This window comes from Moorena bouillonii PNG (assembly GCF_001942495.1).
Classification (GTDB): domain Bacteria; phylum Cyanobacteriota; class Cyanobacteriia; order Cyanobacteriales; family Coleofasciculaceae; genus Moorena; species Moorena bouillonii.
Genome location: NZ_MKZS01000001.1, coordinates 946,569 through 966,423 on the forward strand (window position 1 = coordinate 946,569; position 19,855 = coordinate 966,423).

Below are 19,855 nucleotides of genomic sequence, written 5' to 3' on the forward strand. Positions count from 1 at the left end.
GCGAGGCATGAAATAATCCTTTACAAACATCTCTTTTTTTCCCTGGGACTACTTAACGATGCTCGCTGTTCAAGCTGATTTTTTAAAGCCTTGAGATCACAAGGCTAACTTTAATCAACATCAGGGCTTACTTTCTAAGAGGTTGTCTGAGAAGTATCATTTGCTACATCAAAGCCCCCTAAATCCCCCAAAATTGGGGGACTTTTAGAAGCAAATTGACTCTTGTTCCCCCCAAATTTGGGGGGCTAGGGGGGCAAAATTCAGTATCAAAAAACTTTTCAGATATCCTCTAAGTAAGCGCTATAGTTAAGTCTTAAAGTTTAGCAACAATTTATCAATAGTTAATACTTAGTATAAGCAAAATTTATAACTCAATAAAATAAGGATTTTGTGAATCATACCGATTCCTAGTTTCCGAGAGAGAAAAATCTAGTTAAATTTAATGAATATAAACATAAGCAAAAGGTAAATAATTTTCTCTTTTGTAGGTTTCCCGATCTTACTTGGGAGTATCTGACTGATCTCAAGTCCGGTAGCATCAGTATTGTCTAAAACAAGAGTAATCAAGGAAAAAGGGCAAAAAAAAGCCGACTATAAACCAGGGAATCAAACGGACTTGATATCAAATTTCAGAGTAAGGTCACTGTCTACATCTAAGAGTTGCAGCATAAAACTATCATGAAAAAATTACCAATAGCTATAGCTGGGGCAGTGGTTTTTAGCCTAGGAACAATCGGAACAGCCCAGGCGGCATCATTCCTCTCTACTGCCAATGGAGAAGTTGGAAAAATCGATACCTCAACTGGAAAATTCACACCATTAAACAGCAACGATATCCCCTTTTTTGATATAGCTTTATCCAATAGTGGTGAGCTATTTGGTGTCACTCCCAGCGCTTTGTATAGTATTGATAAAAGCACAGGCTTATCCTCCCTAATTGGCTACCTTTTTGCGTTTATAAATGCTTTAGGGTTTTCTGATGATGATGATAAAGTCCTTTACGGCGCTGGAGATGATAGTTTTTATACTATTGATACCTCTAGTGGGGCTGCATCATTAGTGGCCAAAATTCCTAACTTCAACAGCAGTGGCGACATAGCATTCGATTCTGTAAATAATCAATTTTTTGCCACATCACTCTCTGTTGATGGCAGCTCTGACATTTTGTTCTCTATCGCTAATGACGGTACAGCTAGTGAAATTGGTAGTATCGGCTTTAGCGATATATTTGGCTTATTCTTTGAAAATGGAACGTTGTTCGGTTACACAGCTGATGGACAACAGATCACCATCGATCCAACCACAGGAGCAGGTACTTTTAGTCAAAATGTCGCCTTCGCGGGTATTAATAGGATCTATGGAGCAGCAGGTTTTTCTAGCATTAATGTTTTTGAACCGATGTCGTTTGTTCTTAGCACTACTGTTCCTGAACCGATGTCGGTGCTAAGTCTGCTAGCAGTAGGAGCCTTTGGTGCGGGTGTGCTCTCTAAGCACAAACCGTAATAGCAACGGTATAGTTAACCGCTATAGTTAACTGTTGAGGATTCACGGTAACCAACCTATACTCTCCTATCCTGGTGAGGGTAGCTTGGTGATCCAAGCACTGAGATCCACTGCTAAGGTTTGACCCAAATTGAGTAGGGGGCTTGGGGAAACTGAAGTACTAAAAGAAGTGCTACAGGTACACATTTTACATAGCCAAGGATAGCTGCCATTGCTATCACTATCTTTACTATCTTTCTTTAAATCTTGGCTTTGGATCAGCTGAGGCAAAAATTGGTTATGGAAGTACTCCAAGTAAAGTTCTTGGCAACGATCTAAGGATAAGCTGAGATTGAGCTGATTGCCTAGATCAATCATTTTCTCTAGCCGTTGAATATCAACTTCCATGTCCTCTGGGTTACTATCGTAAAGAATTTGCCAGAGCGTACGCAAAATTAACTTTTCTAAGGTTTGCTTGACTTCTATGCTATTCAACTGACAGTGGAGATGATTTGCTGCTGTTGCGATCGCTTCTAACTCTGCCAACCTACTCCATACCACCTGCTGATCACTGCTATCACTATCTAATGCCCTAATCACAGTAATACACTGATTGGATATAGCAATTTCTGCTGCTACTTGCAACTCCTTGGGAACAGATAACCCACCCTGATGGAAAGCGATCAAGGCTCTATAATTATCCCGATAAACCTCGGTATAGAGCTGATCCAAACGGGTCAAGGTTTCCTGGCTCAACAGCTGCATAATCCGGTGTCGTTCTTCAGCAAACAGATGCTGCCAATTAAAATGTTGCTGCCCAAACAGCTGATTCATTACCAAAATTGTGTGGGCTGCACTGCCTTGGTCTAGGGCATTAAATAATGTGTCCAACCGCTGGCGGTAGCCTCGACATTCAGCAAGGGGTTGAATACAGCAGTGGAAGTCCCAACCACCTAGGTATAGCAAGGCAAACACAAAATCACCACTTGCCCTAGTGATCTCAGAAGCCAATTGTAACTGTCCCACAGCTAGGGTTAATGCCCCGATTCGTTTTAGCTGGTAATATTGCTGATGGGCATAGTAACAGTAGATTTTGTCTTTTTGGGAATACTTCTTAAATAGGGAACTAATGGCGTAGTCTGCTACTACTTGCTTCCAGCTAACCTGGGCTGACACCACTAGTTGCTGATAAATCTGGTCACCAGTTTTAAAGCATCCCACATTACTGGGTGCTAGAGCAAGGCGTTGGATAAATTCTTCTTCCAGTTGAACTTTAGCAACATCACCAGCTAACTCCATAGCACGGGCAGCATAGCGCAGAATCTGAACCCCTTCTGGACGGGAGATTTCCTCAAAAAACCAACCACAACTGGTATACATCAGCAGAGCATGACGCTGCATTTCCAGCAGTCGTAAGGCATCTACTTGTTCGGCGGTCGTCAGTAGGTGAGTACTATGACGCTCCAGAAAACTGTCCACATTAGCTGGGGAACGGTTCTGAATCACTTGGATATACTCATCCCGCGCTAGCCAAGGGTCATGGAAGAATTGGCTACCAGTCTCTTGATAAACCTGAATCAATTCATCCCGTAACCAATCCAGAGCATTCCGCAGGGGACGACGCCACCTTTGGTGCCACTTCCCATCACCACCACAGCCACAATCATCTTGCCAACGGTCAACCCCATGGGAGCAACTCCAAGCTGTTACTGGCTTCAGTACCACCTCCCAGGTGGGCGGATTAAAGCTAAGGTAGTGGGCAAAGTTGGTTACTGTCCAGTTACGCTCGGGAAACTCATGGGTAAAAGCGTAGGCAATACACTTCTCAGTGCCTGTTTTGTGATGGCCAAAGGTTTCTCCATCCGTTGCCACAGCAATCAACTGGGCACTGCGATGATTCCCACGTACTGCTTGACCCAAACGCTTGGCAAAGTGTTCAGTGCTGCTGAGTAAATCATTGAAGCCCATATCTCTGGAGATTGGGCCATCATAGAAAAAGATATCAATAAATTTGCCATTTTTGAGGAAGCAACGGTAAGGGCGAGTAGGGTCAATCTGAGCACCTCCCACTTCCTGCCATGGAGAATTACTATTGTGTTCACTGGTGTGTTCACTGGTGTGTTCACTGGGAATTGGGCGGCAACGTTGAGCTTGGGAAGGGGCTAGGATAATAAACCGAATATCTTCTGCTACCAGTGCTTCCAAGGTGGGATAGTCTACTGCCGTTTCCGCCAGCCACATCCCTTCGGGTTCACGACCAAAGCGGGAACGGAAGTCCGCTTTTCCCCAACGGATTTGGGTGTATTTGTCCCGTTCATTGGCTAAGGGAAGGATGATGTGGTTGTAAACTTGAGCGATCGCATTCCCATGACCATTTAAGCGTACGCAACTCTTCTTGTCCGCTTCCAGAATCCGCTGATACACTTCGAGATCGTAATCTTCCAGCCATGACATTAAGGTTGGACCAATATTGAAGCTCAAATAGTCATAGTTGTTGACAATATCTATCACTTCCCCTTGGTCATTTAATACCCTGGCAAAGGCATTGGGGCGGTAGCACTCATAGTAAATCCGTTCGTTCCAGTCATGAAACGGAGCAGCAGTAGGCTGACGCTCAATGGTATCTAGATCAGGGTTTTCCCGAGGCGGTTGGTAGAAATGACCATGGATAGTAATATAGACACCGGTGGCCGTATCTAGGGAGTCATTGTTGAGCGTCGAGTAGTGTTTTATCTTGGCAGTGGACTTAGCAGTGGACTTTATTTCCTCAGCTTGTAAAACTAGCAGTTCAGCTACTGAAGTCATGGGAATATGCATTCAAAAAAACAGCAAGACAGCTAACCCAACCCCAGAACGTAATGTTTGGGGCCCGGCAGCGAATACCCTTGAGCAAACTTATACTGGTTTGGCAGTAACGAACAAAAGTAGCGGATAGTTAGGACAAACGTTAAATGCTTAACACAATTATTAATGCAACTGCAAGGTTTAATTCAAGTAATTCTAATCAGTTTATGGAAATTGCGGTAATCTTATCAATCTTAACCAGATCATAGCAAATTTCTATGGTTAAAAAATATACCCTAGGACTGATGCGCTTGAGAAATCGTTGAGTATCGAAAAGCTTTATTGAGCACACCAGCTACAGCGTAAGCTACTTGACTATCTAATTTATCTCTCTAAGTTGATCAGCTAACACGCATCCAAATTTAATCTTTTCATGTTATGAAAGAAACCGTCAAACCATCCGCCCATCTCCCTATCTCCCCATCTCCCCATCTCCTCATCTCCCCATCAGTCTCAACCCAAAAATTAAGTGCGTGACAGCTTAGGGGCGTGACAGCTTAGGGAGACGGGGGGATGGCAAGAGGGATTGACCAAGCCCGTTTCGATACTGCCCTAGTCCCCCAAACTAAATAGAATAGTAAATCTCTTGAGGTAAAGAAACCTAGATGCTCACCAAAAACCAAATTTTGTCAATTTTCCTACTGTTTATTCCCATTTCAGTAGCCGCTGAATTTCTAGAGTGGAACTCGGCGGTTATTTTCATTACCTCTTGCTTAGCAATTATTCCTTTAGCAGCATGGATGGGAACAGCCACAGAAGAAATCGCTGTGGTGCTCGGTCCAAACCTAGGAGGGTTATTAAATGCCACCTTTGGGAACGCTACAGAATTAATCATTGCCCTAATTGCCCTGAATGCTGGGTTAGTAGAAGTGGTTAAAGCCACCATCACTGGCTCCATCATCGGTAACCTACTCCTAGTGATGGGATTTGCGATGCTGCTGGGTGGATTGCGTTACAAAGAACAGGAGTTTCAGCCCATTGTGGCGCGGGTGAATGCCTCTTCAATGAACCTAGCAGTGATTGCCATGTTGCTACCAACAGCAATGGATACCACATCCATTGGTATTCCTCAATCTACATTACAACAGCTTTCAGTAGCAGTTGCCCTAGTTTTAATTCTGGTTTATGGGCTAACTTTATTATTTTCCATGAAAACCCACACCTATCTATTTGATGTGGGAATCGCGGAAATGGAGTTAGAAGAAACAGAGGAGGGTGAAATTGCCAGTTCCGAATCTAAACATCTGCCTAATATCTGGTTGTGGGTGGGAGTCTTGGTAGTGGTTACCCTGCTAGTGGCTCTAGAGTCAGAACTTGTGGTGGATAGCTTGGAATCTGCCACATCACAGTTAGGACTAACAGCGCTGTTTACCGGAGTAATTTTACTGCCCGTAATTGGTAATGCAGCAGAACACGCCACTGCGGTAACTGTCGCGATGAAGAATAAGATGGATCTCTCAGTTTCCGTAGCCGTGGGGTCTAGTCTGCAAATTGCCCTATTTGTTGCCCCAGTGTTAGTGCTAGCTGGGTGGTTTATGGGTCAGCCCATGGATTTGGATTTTAATCCCTTTGAATTGGTAGCAGTAGCCGTAGCTGTGTTGATTACTAATTCGATTAGTTCTGATGGTAAGTCAAATTGGCTCGAAGGAGTGTTGCTATTAGCAGCTTATGTGGTATTAGGACTAGCGTTTTACTTCCATCCAGTGGTTGAAGGATTGGGATGAGTTAACGCCTAGTGTGTAGAGTGTGATGGATGAAGGTGATGATAAACAAAGCAATGCTCGCCCGGTCGTGGCTACGGGAACGCAAAATTTAAGTGAATAAACTTGTCATCAAAAAAATGGGTCTGAAACCCCGTGCTTCTAGGACGGCTTTGTGTTATCTTCTTTGAAGACGCGATGACCTGAAAAGAAAAGGTGAAAATCCTAGCAGTGGGACGCTTTGGTTAAATGGTAGCTACCCGAAATGGATGCTCGGTCAAAGACTCCAATTCCAGCCCTCTGCAAGCACAAGTCTTTTTGGAGAGCGAATCACAATACTTAAAAAAAAGTAGACTCAATGACATTTTGTCGGAGAGAGTAGAGGCAATTGGCACCGCCAAGTGGGCTATCAACCCCATGTTGGTAGTTGTTACGAGCAATGCCCCAAAAGGGTACCTCCTCTAAAGAATCCTCGCGCCTTTAGGCCGGGGAGTGTCAACATCCCTGTCATCCCAAAAAAATCTGGCTATAGTAAAGCTAGAGGGGTCAATTGTCAATGATAAATCGGTTTGATTCGTAAGACAAATTGATTGGTAAGAAAAATCATGATCTAATCCACCCCTTTAGCCTTTGCCCTTTGCCCTTCATCCACCCATCTAGCTTGAGATTAACCGAGCACGCTGATGGGATGGATGAGCCCCTGAGGACATTAAGCCGAGATGCTGGAAGCCGAACAGATATTACATGAGCGCTATCAACTCAAGCAACAACTGGGACATAATGCTGGACGACAAACTTGGCTAGCTGAAGATATAGGAGTTTCACCTCCAGAATTGGTAGTTGTTAAACTGCTGGCATTTGGTGGTGACGTTAATTGGGACGATTTAAAACTCTTTGAGCGAGAAGCACAGGTACTTAAACAGCTCAATCATCCCCGTATTCCCAAGTATCATGATTATTTTAACATTGATGACCGAGTACTCTGGTTTGGCTTGGTACACAACTATATACCTGGCTCCTCCCTCAAGGAACAACTAAATCAAGGTAAACGATTTACAGAAGGGGAAGTGCGCCAAATCGCTGTGGATGTGCTGAAAATTCTTGAATTTCTCCATCAGCTCAATCCAGCCGTACTACACCGAGATATTAAGCCTAGCAATCTAATTTTAGGGGATGATGGGCAGATTTATGTCATCGATTTCGGGTCAGTACAGGATCGGGCGTCCCAAGAGGGCGCGACATTTACGGTAGTGGGAACCTATGGTTACGCCCCCATGGAACAGTTTGGTGGTAGGGCAGTACCAGCATCGGATTTGTATGGCTTAGGGGCGACGTTGATTCATTTGCTCACCGGGACTGCACCTGCTGACTTGCCCCAGCGGAATTTGCGCATTTGCTTTAAAGACCAAGTCAACCTCAGTGCTAACCTGATCAGCTGGATTCAGAAGCTGACAGAACCAGCTCCAGAGCAACGTTTCAAAAGTGCGTCTGAGGCAATTCTAGCCCTAGAGTTGGGCATGACACTTAATACTCCCAAAAGCAACAAACTGAGCAGACCCACCCCAGTCAAATTTGTGAATAATTCAGGTCAAGGGGGTGTATTGGATGATCGAGTACCGGTACCAGATGAAATCAAAGGCTGGAACTGGGGAGCTTTTTTGATACCTTGGTTTTGGCCTATGACAAATAATGTTTGGATTGGACTGATAGCATGGGTGCCTCAATTGGGTTGGTTAATGGCGATCGCGCTCGGTGCCAAGGGCAATGAATGGGCTTGGAAAAGTCGTCGCTGGCGGAGTATTGAACACTTCAAAGCTCACCAAAGAGGCTGGGCAATCGTGGGGATTCTCTTTGGCGCACCACTGAGCGTGATGTTGTGGATACTTGTCTTGGGCTTGATCTCAAGTTTTTAATACGAAAAGGATCTAGCTTGCCCCTTCGCGCTGGGAAAAGTAGAACTCAAACATGACAATACTTCTAGCAAAATTAGACCATTGGAATTGTCAAGAAACAGCAGTATTTATCGCAGTATGTATCAAAGATAATAACGGACCATTCTGCTCTGTGCCACTAACCGCTAATTCGCTATGACACAAGTAAACCCGCTCTGTAACTCTACCGAATAAATCTCGCAAAATCCGCTCTAATCGCTGTTGATCAGCTTGGACTTTATCTTCCTCTGTCCAAGGACGTCCAGACCATTCCTTTAGAAATAGATGAGCTCCGAAAAGGGTAGCTGCACCACCACTGAGCCAGAGGGAAGAACCTGCATCTAACCAAAAGTGCCAACGGTGGCAGCGGCGAGCGGCACGGTATTGGAAAATAGTAGCAAGGGTGACGGCATTGGTAGCTGTGGGTAGGCGGCGGACGGGATAGGGATTAGCAGTAACGGTGCCACGACGTAGCATCAGAATGAATTGGGCGATAGTTTGGGTGGAACGCTGACGGTTAGACGGTTGTTGGTTCGTTTGGCTCGAATCATTCACCTTCAACTCTTTCCCCAGGCGTCCATTCACTTCCCAGTAGTGTTGAGCGGTTTCCATCAGTTCCCGCAGTGCTGCTAGCTGGTCATAGGCAAGATTAGAGCCATGCCACAAAAATTTCTGAATAGCGCGGTCGAAAACTACCAGGCACGAAGGAATCAGACCCTGTTGTTGTTGCTCGCGCTGTAGTTCTAACCATTGGAAAATCTCTGAGTAGGCAGTGGTTGCCTGATGCCCTAACCTATCCCAGCGAGGAAACGACTCCACTGGTAACAGACGAGGTTGCTCAGGATCAGGAGCATAGCAGTGATCCGCTAATAAACCAGCACGGACAGGGTCAATTAGGGTTGCCGGTTGCAGATTTGAACTCTCAACCTTCAACCTTTCAACCTTCAACCTTTCAACCTTCAACCTTTCAACCTTCAACCTTTCAACATTCAACCTTTCACCCTTCAACTCCTGCACTTGTGGTTGGCTACTGAGTACTACCAGCATTTGTGCGATCGCATCTCGATTCACTAACCGTCCCAAGCCAGGATACACTAGCGCTAGTAGGGTTAGTAATCCCTGAACCATCGGTGAGCTAATTAATGGGCGCTGGTCATTGAGGGGTTCGACAGCAATACCTTGGTTAGTCAGGATTTCCGTTAAGGTGTAGCGTGCGATCGCATCTAGACCTGGAGCAATGATCGCTATTTCACCAGGCTGCACTTGCCCAGACTTGACAGCTTGACTAATCACCCCAGCCGTTTGCTGCAACAGTTGAGCACGGGAGGTGGTTTGAATCGATTGGATAGACTCAGGTAGACCCTCAATAAACATGGAATTAGTAATTAATTCCACTACTGTGTTTGCCAATTCAACGGGCATTGCATCAATAGATGAATCCGGTAAGATTTCCACCAAGCAACGGGATGCCAAATCTGCTAGATAATTCGGGTCAGCATTAAGTCCCAAGCGTACCTGTCCATTAGGATTAAAGCTAAAAGCTCCCACAGCCCCTTGATTGAGTAGAGTCTCAAATAAATCCCGAGCGATCGCAGGATAGTCATCCACATCATCCGCCAGCACTGCCTGATACCGCTGCTGTAAATACTGCTGATAAGTGGGGTCTGGCAACAAATACCGCCAATACAGTTCAGCAATAATCCCGTAGCTTAAGAATCCCCTCTCTAGACACCAGCTTCGCCACTCTAGCAACAGCTTTCCCACCGTTGACCAAAGTTCCGGGTTTCCTTCCTCCTCTGGAATCCCGACCGTTAACATGTGGGGAATGTCTTCAACAGGTATCCCACTCACTGCTGCTAATTGTAACAAGTCCAGGAGCCGACGAACTCTAGTGTAATCATTCCCCCCTGGCAGTTGTAGTAGATCATTATCCAGGTCAGTACGCCAGTGCTGGGTGGCTAAGTCCTGCTCAGTCTCAGGACGCAATCGCAACGGAAACTGTGCCTTGATATCCAATCGCCCAATTAACAAGGGCCAAAATAGCATTACCTCATCTTGGAAAAAACCTAAAGGTGTCTTGGAAAGTACTGGATACCGTCCCCGGATTACCTCTGTCAGCCGATCTGCAAACTGACGCCGATTATCGTCATTAGCAGCAAACACTAAAATTCCTGGGGCTTTTGAGGGGGTTCGTTGATATCTTGAACTCGACTTTGGGTTTGACCAATCCAGTCCTCCTTCAACCCATTGGTAAAACTGACTGACAAGGCGAGTTGTTTTGCCAGTGCGAGTTGAGCCAATGATCCACAGTGAATTTTGAGCCACAAAATTTTTCTTTAGGTAATTTGCTATTATAGCACAACTAGGATGTAAGAGTTCTAGGAATAATTAGGTGTAAGAATGCACCCCTTAGATGTTGAGAGTATGATCCTAGAGAATTGAATGAATCTTCAAACTATCTTACGCACAGCTAGACAATGGTTCTTCAATACACCAGAGAGAGCCTTGGATCAGGCATACAAAGCGGCACTAAAAATTAAAGCGATTGAAGATGAATATTTTGGAGGTAAAAAAATCTCCGCCGATACCAGTCAATATAGTAACAGCGTTATTGCCTATTTTGAGGCAGAAATTAATAAATATATCAAGACTATCAACGTTAGACTAGCAGAATTTAAAACCAGTCGTTCTGTTATAATAAATTCTGAATTAACTGGATCTAATCCTCTCGAAACTAGTCAACAACAAGCTAGAGAAAATTCTCGGTTATCTGAGTCAATCGACCTCAGCGATCAGCAGTCAATACTTATTGAAAAATTAAATTTTATTGATGAAATTATCAACAAGTATGCGGCCCCAAAACCGGAAAAATCCACCGCAGCATTGATTCCCATAAACCAAAAGCCAGATAATCAGATTACTAACGCCAGTCCAAGACAGGTTATCAAGCAAAATTCCAATCTTAGAGAAGCTGCTTATTTGGAATCAGACAACAATTCATCTCGAAATAATCAAGGAGCTAACTCCAAGAAAATCACCGATAAAACCGGTGTATTACCTAGGTCAATCGTAGGAACAGTCAAAAGAATTCAGCAGGAACTCGATCCACGAGCTGAAGATAAAGTTGTCAAAACCTTTCGTCGGTCTCAACGTAAAACCGTAATCTCTATTAAATTTATCCTCATTTTAACTATTGTTCCTATTTTAACTCAGCAAATTTCTAAAACGTTTTTAGTTAGTCCCATAGTTGATCACTTTAGAAGTAGCCAGGAATCAGCTATTTTTTTAAATTATGAAATGGAAGAAGAAGCTCTGGTAGAGTTAAAAAAATTTGAAGAAGAACTCCACTTTAGAAGCTTACTGGGGTTTACTCCTAAACTATCTGAGGAGGAGATGGAAGAAGAAATTAAGCATAAAGCTAACGAACTGGCAGAAGACTATCATAATCAAGGATCCAATGCCATTAAAAATATTTTTGCTGACATTATAGCTCTAGTTAGTTTTGCCTTAGTTATCATGAACAGCAAACGAGATGTAATTATTTTAAAATCGTTTATGGATGATATTATCTATGGGCTTAGTGATAGTGCCAAAGCGTTTATAATTATTTTGTTTACCGATATATTTGTAGGATTCCACTCTCCTCACGGTTGGGAAATAATCCTAGAAGCCCTATCCCGACATTTAGGAATACCAGAAAGTCGAGAGTTTATATTTTTGTTTATTGCCACATTTCCAGTTATCTTGGATTCAGTGATAAAATATTGGATTTTCCGCTATCTGAATCGGATATCTCCTTCAGCAGTAGCTACCTATCGCACCATGAATGAATAATAATGGCTTTACCGTACTTTTTAGGCTAAATAAACAGTCTGTAAGAGGGAACGGGGAACAGCGATGCAGCGCGGTCTTGGGGAGGCAGCGCGGTCTTGGGGAGGCAGTGCGGTCTTGGGGGTTTCCCCCATGAGCAACTGCCGTGGTTCCCCCCATGAGCGACTGCCGTGGTTTCCCCCATGAGCGACTACATCAAGACGGGAACAGGGAATAGTGGTAAGAGGCGGTATTCTAAAAATTTTGTTACTTGAAGAGCATAATTTTTCTGTCTTGATACAGTCACTCATGGGGGTTTAGCTAAAGACCGCTATTGAATAAGCATAATAATATAGCCGTAAAAATAAAGCTTAAGACATGTTTATTTTCCCTATTCCCTATTCCCTATTCCCTACTCCCTACTCCCTACTCCCTACTCCCTACTCCCTACTCCCTCACCCAATTTAAATATAGCCATTTTGGCAATATTCAAACTTTAAAACTTACAACTTGAGCATAGAGATAAGCGATTGTTTCAGACATGATTGACCGCACTCCTTGACTAGAAACCCACCACTGTTTTGGTTCATAGTCAAGGGAATTAGCAGCTATTGCTCCAACTTTAATCTCAGGACCAAGAACTTGCTTAAATAGCATCCAACTTCTGCGAGTATGAACATCAAACGAATAAAGATTAATCGATTTTATTGATTCATCAGACGTTAATAGCCACTCCCGTAACGCCTGAACCGATGCTAAGGTACGATTGACAGTAACATCTGGTGCTGGAACAGCAACTAATTTATCTGGCTCAAAACCCAGTGCGATAAACGTTGCCGCAGTCAATTCAGCATAGCTTTTATACTCTGACAGATAATATCCTTTACGCAGAGGAAGGCCAGTGGTGATTATTTTTTGATAATTACCCCGATCAAATTCTTCCATGGCACCTTTTAAGGCATAGTCCGGTAGCCATCCTTCTACTACTAAAGCATCAGCGTTAATGGGAGAATTAATCGATAAAAATGGGTGGATATGAGTTAACATAAAGAGACTAAACGTAATAATCAAAAAAATATTCACAAACCATCCTTTAACCGTTAAACCCCACTGTTTTCGCCTACATACTAAACGCATGATTGGGACTTTTTATGAAAAATTATCTCGTCAATAGTCACTAGTCATTAGTAACCACAAATAAATGATATTGTGGTCACTAATGTATGGTATAGCCTACGGTAGAGAAAACCGTGGTCACCTAATCACTGATGACTAAGAATTACTGATGACTAGTAACGTCTAGAGCATCTTACTTTTCTAGTACTTACCAATCAAAGTCCCATCTGTCCGGATTATTTTAAAAAGGATTCTATTCAGTCCGCTTGCTTCCTTCGTTTATAGTCTTATTTTTTGATAATTGACTAATGACTAGCAGCTTATTAATTCTCTACAGGTTTGTAAGCATTCAGCCGTCAGCTGTCAGCCGTCAGCTGTCAGCCGTCAGGTTAAAATAAACCTCCTTCGCGTAGCGTGTGCCTATGCCCAATGCGCAATGGGCAAACAGGAGAATTTAATAGTTCGAGATTAATGAAAATTGGAGTAAGCATTCAGCAGTCAGCGGTCAGTGCTCAGTGCTCAGTGCTCAGCGTTCAGCGTTCAGCGGTCAGCGGTCAGCTTATTTTACTCAAAAGCTGTTCGGTGTAGCTTGGCCTACGGCCAATGGCACCTCAAGTAGCACCATCTGTAGCGCTAATCGCTGACCGCTGATAGCTGATAACTGATAGCTGATAGCTGATAGCTGATAACTGATAGCTAATAGCTTACACAGGCTTCTTTTTGAGATACTCAAAAACCGACTTATCACCAATATCAGGTGGAATCGGTTGCAATACTTTACGCAGGGCAAACACCATAAACAAAACCGCCCAGAGTCCTAACAGAATCATCTCCCAATCTGTAGACCAAAATCCAACGATATGTCCTAGTAGCAGCATAGGGACTAGGGGAGTTAGGAATTTAGTTTCCAAGCGATTAAAGCAAAATGCTTCCTTGAAATAAATTCCGGTTAACGCTGCAAAGGTAAAACCAATTCCGAATAGAGAAATAGGATGGTTATAAATGTATAGAGCAAGGGGCTCATTGCTGGAAAAGGCCAGTACAATGGAGGAAATGCAACCGATGCCCCAAAAGATTTGTAGTAGGCGGTGCAGGGGAGCTAGATAAATATGAATGGTGACTAAGCTAACCCCTAGGGCAAGGCAGAATAAGCCATAAAGAGGAGTCAGCACATTTAAAATACTTGGGCTAGCTCCCCGCAATAGAATTAAATTACTCGCGATCGCAAAGCTCAAGGCTGCTACCACTAAGCCAGCGCGGTAGATAACTACGCCAATGCGATCGCTTTCGGTAATGGTAAATTCTCCAAACTGACCTTGGTAAACTACCGGTTCAGATGGTTGTAGTGATGTGGTCATAATATCCTGGAAAGGAACTCTGTACTAATGAACATTCTAATTTTTAATGCTTAATTCAACTGTATCTCCCCAATCCAGCTGTAATTGAGACTTAGCACTCCCACCGTTAACAGCGATTTCTACCCAACCATGGCTACCAATTAGGGCAACGATCTCTCCAAGTGGGCAATTGCTGTAGGTTTGACTATGGGGGATAATGCGATCGCTTATCTTAACCGACCAAGTTTTGCCATCAACCTCACCCCCTGGGATATTGGTGATTAAATTGCCAAAATGGTCAACATATTGGATAGAACCAATAATCCCATCATCGGTTAGTGTTTTTGTTGGTATATCTAGCGTTACCAAAGTGTTTGGGTCAATTACCTCTCCCAAGCTTTCGATTGCTAAGCCACTAGCCAAGTGAGCTGCAACACTAGCAAAGATATCTCGACCATGAAACGTAGTGCTAGGATTTCTAGTGCGCCAGTAGGCTGAGTTGCTTAGCTCAACTGCTGCCATGACTGGGTATTGCTCCAAAACTCCACTGAATAGCCCATTATCTGGACCAACCAAGAAACCCTGTGAAAGTTGGATAGCGATCGCTCTTCGGTGACTGCCGACTCCTGGATCAACCACCGCCACATGAACTGTCCCAGCTGGAAAGCAGGGATAGGCATTGATCAAATTAAACCGAGCAGCGGCTAGGTTTTGAGGGGGGATTTGGTGAGTCAGGTCTACTATATTCAAAGTTGGGTTCACTTGGGCAATGACACCCTTCATCACACCCACATAAACATCTTGTAAGCCAAAATCACTCAGGAGAGTAATAATCCGATTGTCAGGCATGGTTATCTCAAATCCAGTTGACTGATGATCATATCCCTTCTCGGGTAATCGGTAATGGGTAATGAGCCAGAATTGCTATGAGCGTCAAGGGCTTCCAACTTTAAACCTTAAACTTCAAACATTAAACTTTCAACTTTCAACCGTCAACCGTCAACCGCTTCTTAAGGCTGAAGTATGAAGATATGAAAGCTAAAGCTGAAAGCTATCTCAAGCTGAAAGGTCAAGACTGAACGGATGAGTTAGGATAAGGATTAAATTCAATACCACTTAACAAGGCTAATCTACCCTAGAGCAAAGGTTCACTAATCATGTCTATGGACACATTACTGACAGAGGTATGGAAAGCTTGGCATAGCCACAATGGCTGGATGGCTTGGAATTTGTTTCTAGCATCAATACCATTAGCTCTAAGTTTTTGGCTATTCCGGAGTAAATCTGGCTTACACTCCGGATTATGGTGGATAGGTTTAGCAGTTTTTATCCTATTTTTGCCCAATGCGCCCTATCTGCTCACCGATGTAATTCATCTAATTCAAGCCATTCGCCGCAATTACTCAGTATGGACAATTACTCTAGTTGTTATTCCCCAACATCTGCTAGTTATCCTAACCGGTTTTGAAGCTTACGTTCTATCTGTGATTAACCTAGGTGAGTATTTGCAGCGGCGAAGGTTAGGAAAGTTGATCGTCTCAGCTGAGTTAATTACTCATGGTCTGTGCGCCTTTGGTATTTATCTAGGACGATTTCAACGCTTCAACAGCTGGGACTTGGTTGCTCAACCCAATAGCTTAGTCAAGGGCATGATTGATGATTTAACCTCTAAAGGTCCACTACTAGTAATGGCCGTAACATTCGTGGTGCTGACTGTATTTTACTGGATGATGAAGCAAATAACCTTAGGAATTATGATCAGAATGCGCCACCAACGTTCTGGCAGGGCAGCTTCTGGATAACAGATTCCTGGATAACAGATTCCTGGATAACAGATTCTTGGATAACAGATTCACAACTTCCAAAGTTTTATGGCTGATTACATTCAGCCTTTTCTGGACTGAAATCTGGCGTAGTATAGTTTTCCCTGTTGCGGTAGATATAGCCGTCAGGTTCGTTTTTGAAGATTACACCATTGGTAACTAACCCCAGAACATTTTGACCTGAGCTGTTGAGAATTTCCATAGCCGCATTAGCACTGGCAGAATCGATTTTTTCAGGTCGGGCTACCAGTAAAATGCCATCAGCCATTTTGCCCAAAATTGGCGCATCAGCCATACCAGCTAATGCTGGAGTATCTAAGATAACACAGTCATACTCTCGTGAGAACTTCTGCATCAGTAAAGCCATCTTCTGAGAGTCTAGAAGAGCCACAGGATTTGGAGGAATTACCCCAGCCATCAGAACATCAAGACCAGTCATTACTTCCCGTTTAGCCTGATGAAATTGAGCATCACCCACGAGAATATTACTTAAACCTAAGGAGTTAGTTAGTTCCCACAGATGATGTTGAGATGGATAACGCAGATCAGCATCGATTAGTAACACCCGGCGTCCTACTTGAGCCATAGCTGCAGCTAAATTAGCACAGACATGGGACTTGCCTTCCTTAGGAACAGAACTGGTTACTACAATCGATTGCAGTGGTCGATCAGAACTGATAAACTTCAGATTGGCTTGCAGAATTTGATAGGCTTCACCGACGACAGAGCGGGGCAAATCTCTTGGAAAAATAGGAAAAACATTCTGTTGAGACGATCCAGCAAAGTAGCTCGTACTGACCAGCTTGCCGTAATCTGGAATAACCCCTAACAAGGTATATCTGAACAAATCTTTTAATTCTTTGAGAGTATGAACCGATCTGTCTAAGAGGTCGATCAAGAAAGCCGTAGCGATCGCAACTAAGATACCAGCAAAAGCTCCTCCTGCCAGGATCAGGTTGATGGGGATCGGAATCGGCTGTTCAGGAACGATCGCCTCTGAAATAACACGGGCATTACCGACATTTTGATTTTCCGCAACTCTGGTTTCTTGTAGTTTGCTTAACAAAATTTGGTAAGTTGCTTGTGCAGCAGCTACCCGTCGCTCCAGTTCCCGCTGATTCTGCTCTAGTTTCGGTAGGACTCTAGAGCGCTCTTTGTAAGATGACTGAGTATTCCTCAGAACACCTAGTTGGCTAGTCAGTCCTAAACGCTGTACCTCGGACTGAACCAATTCTGCAGTCAGTTGTTGCTGGATTGGTCCAAACTCTAACAAACTCTTAACCGGTGGCGCTGGTTGTTGGCTACCAATAACCTGGGCTATTCGCTCTTGTAGTAATTTTAATAGTGCGGCTTCCTGAAGAGCCAACTGAGCGACTGTCGGGTATTCATCGTTGAAGCGGGTGCGCTCCAGTGCTAACTGAGCTTGTACCCCTTGGAGTTGTGTCAGTGCCTCCTGGACCCCAGTAGACTGCCTTAAAGACGTAGCTGCCACAGCTTGCTGTGTATCCAGACCAATCTTATTGCGCAAGCCCTCAGACTCAGCATTTATCTGTGCTAACTGAGCCTGAAGTTGAGAAATTTCGTCGTCTAATTTGGCAATCGACCCGACTGCAATGCTAGCTTCTTGTTGCAGGTCTAATATTTTATTAGCTTCTTTGAATCTACGCAAATCCGCTTCTGCTTGGCTGACAGTAGCTTCAACTTTTGGAAGTTGTTTCTCAATAAAGTCACGAGCGGCGACAGCTTCCGCTCGGTTAGTTTGGATATCATTCTCTATGTAAACCTTAATCAGTGTGTTAACGATCCTTTCTGCCCAAGTAGGATCATAGGATTCATAGGAAATGGTGAGGATATCTGTCCCCGGAATTGGTTTGACACTCAGTTCTTTTAAAATGAACTCAGGAGATATAAATTCACCGTTTTTATCCCTGAGGTTAAGAGCTTGGATTGTTTTTTCTATAATTGGTCTGGAAAGAATAATTTCTACTTCCGTAGATAAGGGGTCGCTCTGGCGAGCAACATTATCAATCGTGCCAGTTGGATTATCAACCCCGGTCAGAGAAGAAGAATTATCGGTCTTTAACAACAATTGAGCTGCTGCTAAATAAACAGTTTTTTGAGAGAAAACATACCATGCGGCCAGACCGAAAACACCACCAAATGCTAGGCTTGCTGGCAAAAAACGCCGTTTGAAAACTAGCCAGTATTTATGAAAATCTATTTCTTCTGAATAATCTATAGCTTCCATAATTTTTCATTAAAAAAGTTGAATACTCACTGACAAAAATTTAGTAGATTGCTCACCCTTTTTTCACCGTCAGAAGCTAGGTATTGATTTTCTCAATATATCTAGAGATAGATGCTATATTAATTAGAATAAATTATGATGCTATTGGTTACTTAAATTTGATTAAATTAGAAAAAAAACAAAACACAAAAAAAACCTATGGTGTCTAGCTTTTTTTTAGTGTTAATTTTCCATTGTTTTCGGTAATGGGTAATGGTTTGGGAGTAATCACAAGTCTCCGTTGCCCATTACTAATTACCAAACCTTACACACCAAACCTTACACTGTTAATGCTTCCAGACATGATATAAATCGTCTTTTGATTACTCTTCTAGTCAAGTCTGTCTGGCTTTTCCCTTAGAGGGCGAAGCATTTGTATACAAACTGGCATGGTTAGAGCTACTGTTTAAGCTACATATCCAGGTACAAATACTTCGCCCCTACCGACAATGAGTTTGGGTAGATTTAGCTAGCGTGTTGTCGATACCAGTCGATAGTATTCTTCAACCCCTGCTTAAACTCCATCTGAGCAGTGAAGTTAAACTCCTCCTTGGCTCGTTCAATATCCAGACAACGGCGAGGCTGACCATTGGGTTTATCAGTTTCCCAGACAATTTCTCCCTTAAATTCCATCAATTCGCAAATCAACTCAACTAAATCGCGAATTGAGATTTCATAGCCTGTACCCAAATTAACTGGCTCTGGTTGATTGTAATCCGTGGTAGCCATCACAATACCCCGTGCTGCATCGGTTGAGTAGAGAAACTCACGGGTAGGACTGCCATCACCCCACGCAGGCAATTTCATTTCTCCCTTTTGTTGGGCTTCATAGACTTTACGAATTAGGGCAGGGATTACGTGGGAACTGCTGGGGTCGAAATTATCTTCCGGACCATACAAGTTCACCGGTAACAGGTAGATGCCATTGAATCCGTACTGTTGCCGATAGGCTTGTAGCTGGACTAAAAGAGCTTTCTTAGCAACCCCATAAGGGGCATTGGTTTCTTCCGGATAACCATCCCAGAGGTTATCCTCTTTAAAGGGTACTGGTGTGAATTTGGGATAGGCACAGATGGTACCAACACAGACAAATTTTTCCACACCGGCTTCATAGGCGGCATGAATTAGCTGAGTACCCATCATTAAATTGTCATAGAATAGCTCAGCTGGCTTTTCTCGATTAAGACCAATGCCACCAACATGAGCAGCAAGATGAATGATGATATCCTGCTGATCCACAGCTCTTTGACAGTTCTCTAAAGAACGCAGGTCATAATCAAGCGATCGCGGAATAGTAATCTTCTGTGCATCCGCTCCAGCTTTACACAACTGATCCACTACCTGACGTCCTAGAAATCCAGCTCCACCAGTAACTAGAATCCTCTTATTACTAAGATCTAAACTTTCCATTTATTTGTCATCCTTGCCTAGCTTTTGGAGAACTATCACCGTCTGGTGCATCGCAATGCAAGCAGGAATATACTGAGTCATTATTCAACACAAATCCTATTAATCCGGATTTGTG

12 protein-coding genes are annotated in these 19,855 nt (G+C 43.5%); 5 read left to right on the forward strand and 7 right to left on the reverse strand.

Features of this window, described 5'->3' with window-relative positions; translation table 11 throughout:
- The first annotated feature begins 678 nt into the window (after positions 1 to 678).
- Positions 679 to 1,503, forward strand: a complete 825-nt coding sequence (locus BJP37_RS03845; protein WP_075896611.1) for a PEP-CTERM sorting domain-containing protein — start codon at positions 679 to 681, stop codon at positions 1,501 to 1,503.
- Between the two features lie 66 nt (positions 1,504 to 1,569).
- Here BJP37_RS03845 and BJP37_RS03850 read toward each other — a convergent pair whose 3' ends face one another.
- Entirely contained in the window at positions 1,570 to 4,287 is a 2,718-nt protein-coding gene (locus tag BJP37_RS03850; protein WP_075896613.1) for a DUF3536 domain-containing protein, read from the reverse strand.
- Between the two features lie 644 nt (positions 4,288 to 4,931).
- Between BJP37_RS03850 and cax the strand changes: the two genes are divergently transcribed.
- Positions 4,932 to 6,050 carry a calcium/proton exchanger gene (gene cax / locus BJP37_RS03855; protein WP_075896615.1) on the forward strand — a complete coding sequence of 373 codons (1,119 nt, stop codon included), beginning with the start codon at positions 4,932 to 4,934 and terminating at the stop codon, positions 6,048 to 6,050.
- Between the two features lie 695 nt (positions 6,051 to 6,745).
- Entirely contained in the window at positions 6,746 to 7,939 is a 1,194-nt protein-coding gene (locus BJP37_RS03865; protein ID WP_075896619.1) for a serine/threonine protein kinase, read from the forward strand.
- 90 nt (positions 7,940 to 8,029) lie between these two features.
- Here the strand turns inward: BJP37_RS03865 and BJP37_RS03870 are convergent, their stop codons facing one another.
- Complete coding sequence (locus tag BJP37_RS03870) at positions 8,030 to 10,282, reverse strand: hypothetical protein (protein ID WP_075896621.1); 2,253 nt, start codon at positions 10,280 to 10,282, stop codon at positions 8,030 to 8,032.
- 117 nt (positions 10,283 to 10,399) lie between these two features.
- Here BJP37_RS03870 and BJP37_RS03875 point away from each other — a divergent pair, with 117 nt between their 5' ends.
- Positions 10,400 to 11,791: a proton extrusion protein PcxA gene (locus BJP37_RS03875; RefSeq protein WP_075896623.1), complete on the forward strand. Its 1,392-nt coding sequence runs from the start codon at positions 10,400 to 10,402 to the stop codon at positions 11,789 to 11,791.
- 465 nt (positions 11,792 to 12,256) lie between these two features.
- Here the strand turns inward: BJP37_RS03875 and BJP37_RS03885 are convergent, their stop codons facing one another.
- From BJP37_RS03885 to BJP37_RS03895, 3 genes are all read right to left on the reverse strand, one after another.
- A complete protein-coding gene (locus BJP37_RS03885; protein WP_081431442.1) occupies positions 12,257 to 12,814 on the reverse strand; it encodes an ElyC/SanA/YdcF family protein in 558 nt (185 codons plus the stop codon).
- A gap of 773 nt (positions 12,815 to 13,587) precedes the next feature.
- Positions 13,588 to 14,241, reverse strand: a complete 654-nt coding sequence (locus BJP37_RS03890) for a DUF2301 domain-containing membrane protein (protein WP_075896629.1) — start codon at positions 14,239 to 14,241, stop codon at positions 13,588 to 13,590.
- A gap of 36 nt (positions 14,242 to 14,277) precedes the next feature.
- On the reverse strand, positions 14,278 to 15,069 hold the full coding sequence (locus tag BJP37_RS03895) for an SAM hydrolase/SAM-dependent halogenase family protein (RefSeq protein WP_075896631.1): 792 nt from the start codon (positions 15,067 to 15,069) through the stop codon (positions 14,278 to 14,280).
- 314 nt (positions 15,070 to 15,383) lie between these two features.
- Between BJP37_RS03895 and BJP37_RS03900 the strand changes: the two genes are divergently transcribed.
- Entirely contained in the window at positions 15,384 to 16,022 is a 639-nt protein-coding gene (locus tag BJP37_RS03900; protein WP_075896633.1) for a DUF1361 domain-containing protein, read from the forward strand.
- Between the two features lie 67 nt (positions 16,023 to 16,089).
- Here BJP37_RS03900 and BJP37_RS03905 read toward each other — a convergent pair whose 3' ends face one another.
- Together BJP37_RS03905 and BJP37_RS03910 are read right to left on the reverse strand one after the other, a co-directional pair.
- The gene (locus tag BJP37_RS03905; RefSeq protein WP_081431061.1) at positions 16,090 to 18,291 is read right to left on the reverse strand and encodes a GumC family protein; all 2,202 of its coding nucleotides are present in this window, start codon (positions 18,289 to 18,291) and stop codon (positions 16,090 to 16,092) included.
- 504 nt (positions 18,292 to 18,795) lie between these two features.
- On the reverse strand, positions 18,796 to 19,740 hold the full coding sequence (locus tag BJP37_RS03910) for a GDP-L-fucose synthase family protein (RefSeq protein ID WP_075896636.1): 945 nt from the start codon (positions 19,738 to 19,740) through the stop codon (positions 18,796 to 18,798).
- Between the last annotated feature and the right edge of the window lie 115 nt (positions 19,741 to 19,855).

What these genes read in the sequence shown, in the direction of transcription:
- BJP37_RS03845 (WP_075896611.1), top strand. Translation starts at nt 679, where the DNA reads ATGAAAAAATTACCAATAGCTATAGCTGGGGCAGTGGTTTTTAGCCTA.
- BJP37_RS03850 (WP_075896613.1), bottom strand. Translation starts at nt 4,287, where the DNA reads ATGACTTCAGTAGCTGAACTGCTAGTTTTACAAGCTGAGGAAATAAAG.
- cax (WP_075896615.1), top strand. Translation starts at nt 4,932, where the DNA reads ATGCTCACCAAAAACCAAATTTTGTCAATTTTCCTACTGTTTATTCCC.
- BJP37_RS03865 (WP_075896619.1), top strand. Translation starts at nt 6,746, where the DNA reads ATGCTGGAAGCCGAACAGATATTACATGAGCGCTATCAACTCAAGCAA.
- BJP37_RS03875 (WP_075896623.1), top strand. Translation starts at nt 10,400, where the DNA reads ATGAATCTTCAAACTATCTTACGCACAGCTAGACAATGGTTCTTCAAT.
- BJP37_RS03885 (WP_081431442.1), bottom strand. Translation starts at nt 12,814, where the DNA reads ATGTTAACTCATATCCACCCATTTTTATCGATTAATTCTCCCATTAAC.
- BJP37_RS03890 (WP_075896629.1), bottom strand. Translation starts at nt 14,241, where the DNA reads ATGACCACATCACTACAACCATCTGAACCGGTAGTTTACCAAGGTCAG.
- BJP37_RS03895 (WP_075896631.1), bottom strand. Translation starts at nt 15,069, where the DNA reads ATGCCTGACAATCGGATTATTACTCTCCTGAGTGATTTTGGCTTACAA.
- BJP37_RS03900 (WP_075896633.1), top strand. Translation starts at nt 15,384, where the DNA reads ATGGACACATTACTGACAGAGGTATGGAAAGCTTGGCATAGCCACAAT.
- BJP37_RS03905 (WP_081431061.1), bottom strand. Translation starts at nt 18,291, where the DNA reads ATGGAAGCTATAGATTATTCAGAAGAAATAGATTTTCATAAATACTGG.
- BJP37_RS03910 (WP_075896636.1), bottom strand. Translation starts at nt 19,740, where the DNA reads ATGGAAAGTTTAGATCTTAGTAATAAGAGGATTCTAGTTACTGGTGGA.